At 73.4% G+C, this 248-nt stretch carries 1 protein-coding gene; it reads left to right on the top strand.

The window, feature by feature from the left end:
- The coding region (locus tag ACLJNW_RS27350; RefSeq protein ID WP_410961692.1) for a DUF2182 domain-containing protein at positions 1–248 on the top strand (248 nt) is incomplete at both ends.

The following is a 248-nucleotide window of genomic DNA, read 5'->3' as shown; positions in this document are numbered from 1 at the left end:
ACCCTGGACCGCCCGCGCGCCCTTCTACGCGGCGTACTTGGTGGTGTGGACGGGGTTCGCCGTGACCGCCCTCGCCGGCGATGCGTTCATCCACCTCGCCGTCGACCACTCGGCCTGGCTGACCGCCCACGAGGGCCTGGTCCTCGCCGGGGCGCTGGTGCTGGCCGGTGTGGTCGAGCTGACCCCGCTCAAGGACGCCTGCCTGCGGGCCTGCCGCAGCCCGGTGTCGGTGATCGGTCGCCTCTACC

This window comes from Salmonella sp. SAL4457, assembly GCF_046548235.1.
Classification (GTDB): domain Bacteria; phylum Pseudomonadota; class Gammaproteobacteria; order Enterobacterales; family Enterobacteriaceae; genus Salmonella; species Salmonella enterica.
Note: the sequence above shows the minus strand (reverse complement) of the source record. Positions and strands in the feature narration are given on the sequence as shown.